Annotated in this window: 5 protein-coding genes; 1 reads left to right on the forward strand and 4 read right to left on the reverse strand. The window is 38.3% G+C overall.

Going from position 1 to position 5,373, the window contains the following annotated elements:
• A partial coding sequence (locus CALSC_RS13635) for a hypothetical protein (protein WP_143288251.1) occupies positions 1 to 261 on the reverse strand: 261 nt, incomplete at its 3' end.
• 243 nt (positions 262 to 504) lie between these two features.
• Entirely contained in the window at positions 505 to 1,629 is a 1,125-nt protein-coding gene (locus CALSC_RS13640) for a DegT/DnrJ/EryC1/StrS family aminotransferase (RefSeq protein ID WP_088241877.1), read from the reverse strand.
• A gap of 190 nt (positions 1,630 to 1,819) precedes the next feature.
• Here CALSC_RS13640 and CALSC_RS13645 point away from each other — a divergent pair, with 190 nt between their 5' ends.
• A complete protein-coding gene (locus tag CALSC_RS13645) occupies positions 1,820 to 2,617 on the forward strand; it encodes an ABC transporter permease (protein ID WP_088241878.1) in 798 nt (265 codons plus the stop codon).
• Between the two features lie 475 nt (positions 2,618 to 3,092).
• On the opposite strand, the gene CALSC_RS13650 is transcribed toward CALSC_RS13645, so the two are convergent.
• The gene (locus CALSC_RS13650; protein WP_088241879.1) at positions 3,093 to 3,953 is read right to left on the reverse strand and encodes a hypothetical protein; all 861 of its coding nucleotides are present in this window, start codon (positions 3,951 to 3,953) and stop codon (positions 3,093 to 3,095) included.
• 171 nt (positions 3,954 to 4,124) lie between these two features.
• Positions 4,125 to 5,373 (reverse strand): hypothetical protein (locus tag CALSC_RS13655; RefSeq protein WP_235006786.1); only part of this gene is annotated, 1,249 nt, incomplete at its 5' end.

The following is a 5,373-nucleotide window of genomic DNA, read 5'->3' on the forward strand; positions in this document are numbered from 1 at the left end:
AATGTCTTCACGTTCAATTAAATCATCGCCAGCTTTGAAGAAAAATTCAGCAGAAACGTTATTGCATATGAGGATGGTTGGTAATCCTGGATGAGCCTTAAAGACGGTGGCACCGTCAACCTGCTTCATTTTATTTTCAACGTATGCTCCCTGGGCGGTGAGCATCCTGAAGGCTTCCCAAAACGGTATGGGGAAAATGGAGGGACCGTAATTGCCCGGAACTGGGGACACTGTGCCTTGTGTGGTTGTTGCATCTAGCATAAATAAAACTCATCGAATGTTAATCTACAGTTTTACCAGAATGTTTTTGTAGTATCGAGAATTATAAGCCAGCCCAGTGTAGAGAATTTCAGGTAAGGTGAATATCTTAGCATCTGAATGGTGGATCTCAGATAATTGATCAAAGGTAGGTAGATTAGAATAATGAGTAATGCCCTTGACTGATTATAGGAAAAAGTAACACAAAAAATTATGCTACTTTCCCATCCCTCACTTATAGAAGCCCTACACCAAACAATCCTTCAAACTATAAATAACTTGCTGCTGTTGCTCTGGAGATAGTTCTGGGAACATGGGTAGAGATAAAACGCGATCGCAAGTTGCTTCTGCTACAGGTAATTGTCCTGGTTGATAACCGAGATTTTGGTAAACAGGCTGTAAATGCAGGGGATGGGGATAGTAAACCATAGTATTAACTCCCCGTGCTTTTAATTCTTCCCTAATCCCATCCCGTTTTTCAGGAAGTACACGAATGGTATATTGGTTCCAAACACCCTTACCCCCTGGTAATTCTTGGGGTGTGATGATATGAGGTAACTGACTCAAAAATTCTGCGTAACGAAATGCGATCGCTTGTCGTTGTTGATTCCAGGTATCTAGGTAACGTAGTTTAATTTGCAAAATAGCCCCTTGAATAGCATCCAAGCGACTATTAACTCCTATTTCTGCATAATGATAGCGATTTGATTGTCCGTGATTTTTCAGCATCCTCACTTTTGCAGCTATCTCTGCATTATTGGTAGTTATGGCTCCACCATCACCACAACCCCCTAAATTTTTAGTTGGGTAAAAACTAAAACAACCTACATGGCCAATACTACCTACTCGATTTTCTCCCCAAGTTGCTCCCGTAGATTGGGCACAGTCTTCAATCACTACCAAATTGTGAGTTGTAGCAATATTCATCAACTCAGTCATATTTACTGGTTGTCCAAACAAATGGACGGGGATGATTGCCTTAGTTTGGGGTGTAATTGCTGCCCCTACTTGCTGTAAATCTAAATTGAAAGTAGTTGTATCAATATCTACAAATACAGGCTTTGCACCCACAGCACTGATAACTTCCGATGTGGCGATAAAGGTAAAAGGTGTGGTAATTACTTCATCCCCCACCCCAATCCCATAAGCTCGCAGTGCTAAATAGAGGGCATCAGTACCAGAGTTACAAGCAATACATTCGTTGACCCCAATGTAAGCAGCAAGCTGTTGTTCCAAACCAGCGACAGCAGGACCACCAATATAGCCACCAGAAGCCAGAACTTCCAGAACAGCCGCACTGATTTCTTCTTGGATAGCGGTATATTGTTGTTTAATGTCAAATGCTGGGATTGAATTTAGGCTTTGAATCATGAGTTGTGATTTTATTTTATTGATAAGGATTAAACAAAGTGCTGACTAAGAGATTAAATCAAAAAAACTACCATATTATATGCAGGAACGAAAAATGATATGTATCAACCTAGATTCTCATACCTGTAGTCAAAGTTCCCAGTATATGCAATCTTTAATTCAGCATAAATCCCAGGAGGCGAAATAATCTATGTCAGAACTGATAGATTTAAACCCAGTAGATTTAGGGATTTTGGTGGCATTAGTGGGTATGGCGATTGCTTTATCTGCATGGCAAAAAATTGGGTTAGAATTCAAGTTTGCCATAGCTGCGGTCAGAAGTATTATCCAATTATTAATCCTGGGGTATATCCTCGATGTCATTTTTGCACTGAATAACATTTGGGCGGTTGGGGGGATTTTAGCAATAATTTTGACAGTATCTGCAATTGTTACCCGAAATGGTATTAGTCAAAAAATTCCTCTCCTATTACCTTTACTATGGATATCCATGTTTATCAGTACTTCTGTGGTGCTGTTCTATGTAAATTTTCTGATTATCCAACCAGAACCGTGGTATGCGCCCCAATATTTTATACCCTTGGGAGGAATGGTATTAAGTAGTGCCATGAATGCAGCTGCGATCGCTGGGGAAAGATTGGTGAAAACTGTTAATGCTAGTCAGTGGGAAATCGAAACCCATTTGAGCTTGGGTGCTACTCCCCAACAAGCCATTGCTGGCTATCGACAAGCAGCCATAGGTGCGGCTTTAATTCCTAGTATTAATCAAATGGCGATCGCTGGTATATTTATTATCCCAGGATTCATGAGTGGGATTTTACTCAGTGGCGTGGATCAAAATCAAGTGCCTTTACAAGCTGCATCTTCAGCCGCATCTTACCAAATTTTGCTGTTCTTGATGATGGCTGTTGCTAATTTATTGACGACGGTGTTATTGACACAAGGGTTGTGTCGTCAATTTTTTAATGCAGAGGCACAGTTAAAATGAGTTTTTATCTGCGCCTAGTACTTACCAAAAAAATTTTGACAGGAGCTGAATCTATAACCCTCTTTTGTCACTTTTGTGAGAAAATAAATGACGGATAAATCGAAATACTTACAGGTACTATGGTTGAGCGTCATCAACCCAAACCCACAAGCGTCATCAACCCAAACCCACAGTAGATTTGATTGATGAGTACTACGAGTACTATAGAAATCTGTTTTCAGATGTTAGGGGCTTTGAAACTTCAAAGAATAATTAATTATTTCCCCAATTCGATTTTCATTCAGCTAGATTATTGGGATTTTCATTTTTCCTCTGACTTGAAAATAGGGAGTAGGGAGTAGGGAGTAGGGAGTCGGGTAGAGGTATTTTCATCCTTGGTGGTGAAATTTTTTCATCGGGACTGCCTAGAGTGAAAAAAGAGGGCTAATTAGATAAATGTATCGGCAAAGCCAAGTATTTACACATCATTCTTGTATTATAAATTTACGGTTATTTCAGTTATTTCTCGTTGGGTTAAACCTTTTTTCTGCATCTTAATGATAGTTTTCTGAACTTTTACTTCTTTGGCTTGCTTGTAAATTAAATTACATTGCTTTGAGACAAAGTTATCTACGGTAGTATCGGCTCCATACAACTGCAAAATCTTAGTTACAGATTGATTGATGAGAGTAATTCCTTTTTGATGATTAGCAATGTTACTGTTAATTTTTTCTAGACTTTCTTCCAATCGAAAAATTTGTTTCTTCAAGTGTTTAACTTCTTTCTTAGCTTCCTGAGAGGCAAAGATAATATCAGATATTCCGCCAGATACAAAACCAAGTGCATATCTGCCAATATATTCAATATCGCTGTTACTTTCACTAAAGTCTCTAGTAGTATCTATAATGATTCCAGCATTATCCATAACTTGCTCTAAGTCAAATTTGTCTGGGGATAGTAATCCCAACGTGACAGTATCTTGCCTGATTGTGATGTAGGTATGAATTTTTTCTTGATAATCTATCCTCACATCGTAGTAATTATTAATTTTATTATTCAGTTCTTCTTGTAATTTATTCAAGCGACTCTTAAGATGGGAAATTTCTTTATTCCAATACTCTCTGTCTGAGCTATTAAGCACAAAATCCCCCGCTTCCTCCAATCCTTCTTTAGCTAAGTTAGCTCTTGTTTCTAAGTTATCAATTCCTTTATCTGCAACTCTCTCTATTTCCTTCGCACTTTTATTGACAGCCTTCTTAACTTCGCTAGTTCCTTCATCTACAACTTTTTCTACTTTATTGACTGTTTTTTTTACACCTTTCTTTGCTTTCCTAACAGTCCGTTTGAAGAACCCCATAATCAACTCCTTAAAAACTACTCTTTAACTAAAAATGTAGGTTTAATTTACCATTTCAATTCTAGATTTATTGTTTCGGTTTAATCTGAAGATTGATGCAAAAACTTCATAGTTAGGGTGGATAAGTTCCATCCTATGAGTTACATTAAATTTGCAGCTTTTGCATAACTCCTACCTTGTTACAAGTTCTTTTTCAAGTTCTTCTTCAATATCAATTGGCAGATTGGGCATCTTCTGAACTTGTATTTCTAGAACAACTTCCTCTGAAACACCTGCTTGTTCGGCAATATCTTTCATGTACTGAAAATCATCTGGGTTTTCAGTATTTAGCCGCTCATCTAATAGCTTACTTGCAAAAATTCTTCTAACTTCGTCTTCTGCTAACCCAGATAGCTCAACTGTTTCCTCAACAGTTTTACCATCATCTAAATAACCACGAGCATAAAACTTCTCGATCAGATCTTCTGGTAATTCAGATAGCTCTATTGCTTCCTGGACAGTGCTGCCAATTTCTTGTAACTTTAAGACATAGAGACGTTGAATCACCTCTTCTGGAAGCTCTGTTTCAAAGACAACTTCTTCAACCAGTTCTTTCCCTTTATGTCCTTGGCTGATATAACGATTTATGCGTACATTAGCTAATTTTGTCGTAGCATTGAGTTCTCCCATTCGCTTGACACCTCCATTTAAAGCTGCGCGTAGTTGTGATACTGCATCGTCAAATTTTTGTTTTCCAGTTTCATCTAAAAATCCATCTTGATTCTCATTGAATACCCCATCAATATCAATCTCAAATTCATTGAAGTAAGTAGAAAAAGCAGTGATTATATCCTTCGTGCTATCGTTGGCTTCAGCAATATAACCATTTACATCATCGAGATTCTGCTTTAATGCGGCTTTCTGTTCTTCAAGATACTTTTTCCGCTCCCTGACATCTCTAATTACCAAAGCGACACCAATAATACTAAGAATAGATCCTACACCAGCAGTAAATTTGGCTATTTTTGCTGCCCATGCTATAACTGTTTTTTGGGCAGCTTGCGATGCTCTTGCCAAGCGAAGTTGGGCAGGAATCTGATTTATAGCATTTGTAGTCCTAAAACCATGTGTGTTAAGCCATGCTCTACTATTTTTGAGTACGCTTCTTGCCTGAGTTCTTGCCAAAAGATTGGGATTGTTTCTAATGATTTGCACTGATTTTATGCCCATATCCCGAACTCTGTTTGCTTGCACAAGAAGATTGAGATTGAGTGCTCTTTCGAGTTTAATCAGCTTCCAAGCATTGAACTGTCGAACTATGAAACTTATTCCAGAAACGCCTAGAAAGATGCCTCCGGAAATAAGTAAACTCTTGGCGGAGTCTGATAGAGTATCGCTGGCATCGTTTTCTTCAGGCATTCTTCCTTTAATAACCTCTAAG

The sequence above is a fragment of the Calothrix rhizosoleniae SC01 genome (assembly GCF_900185595.1).
Taxonomy (GTDB): domain Bacteria; phylum Cyanobacteriota; class Cyanobacteriia; order Cyanobacteriales; family Nostocaceae; genus Calothrix_A; species Calothrix_A rhizosoleniae.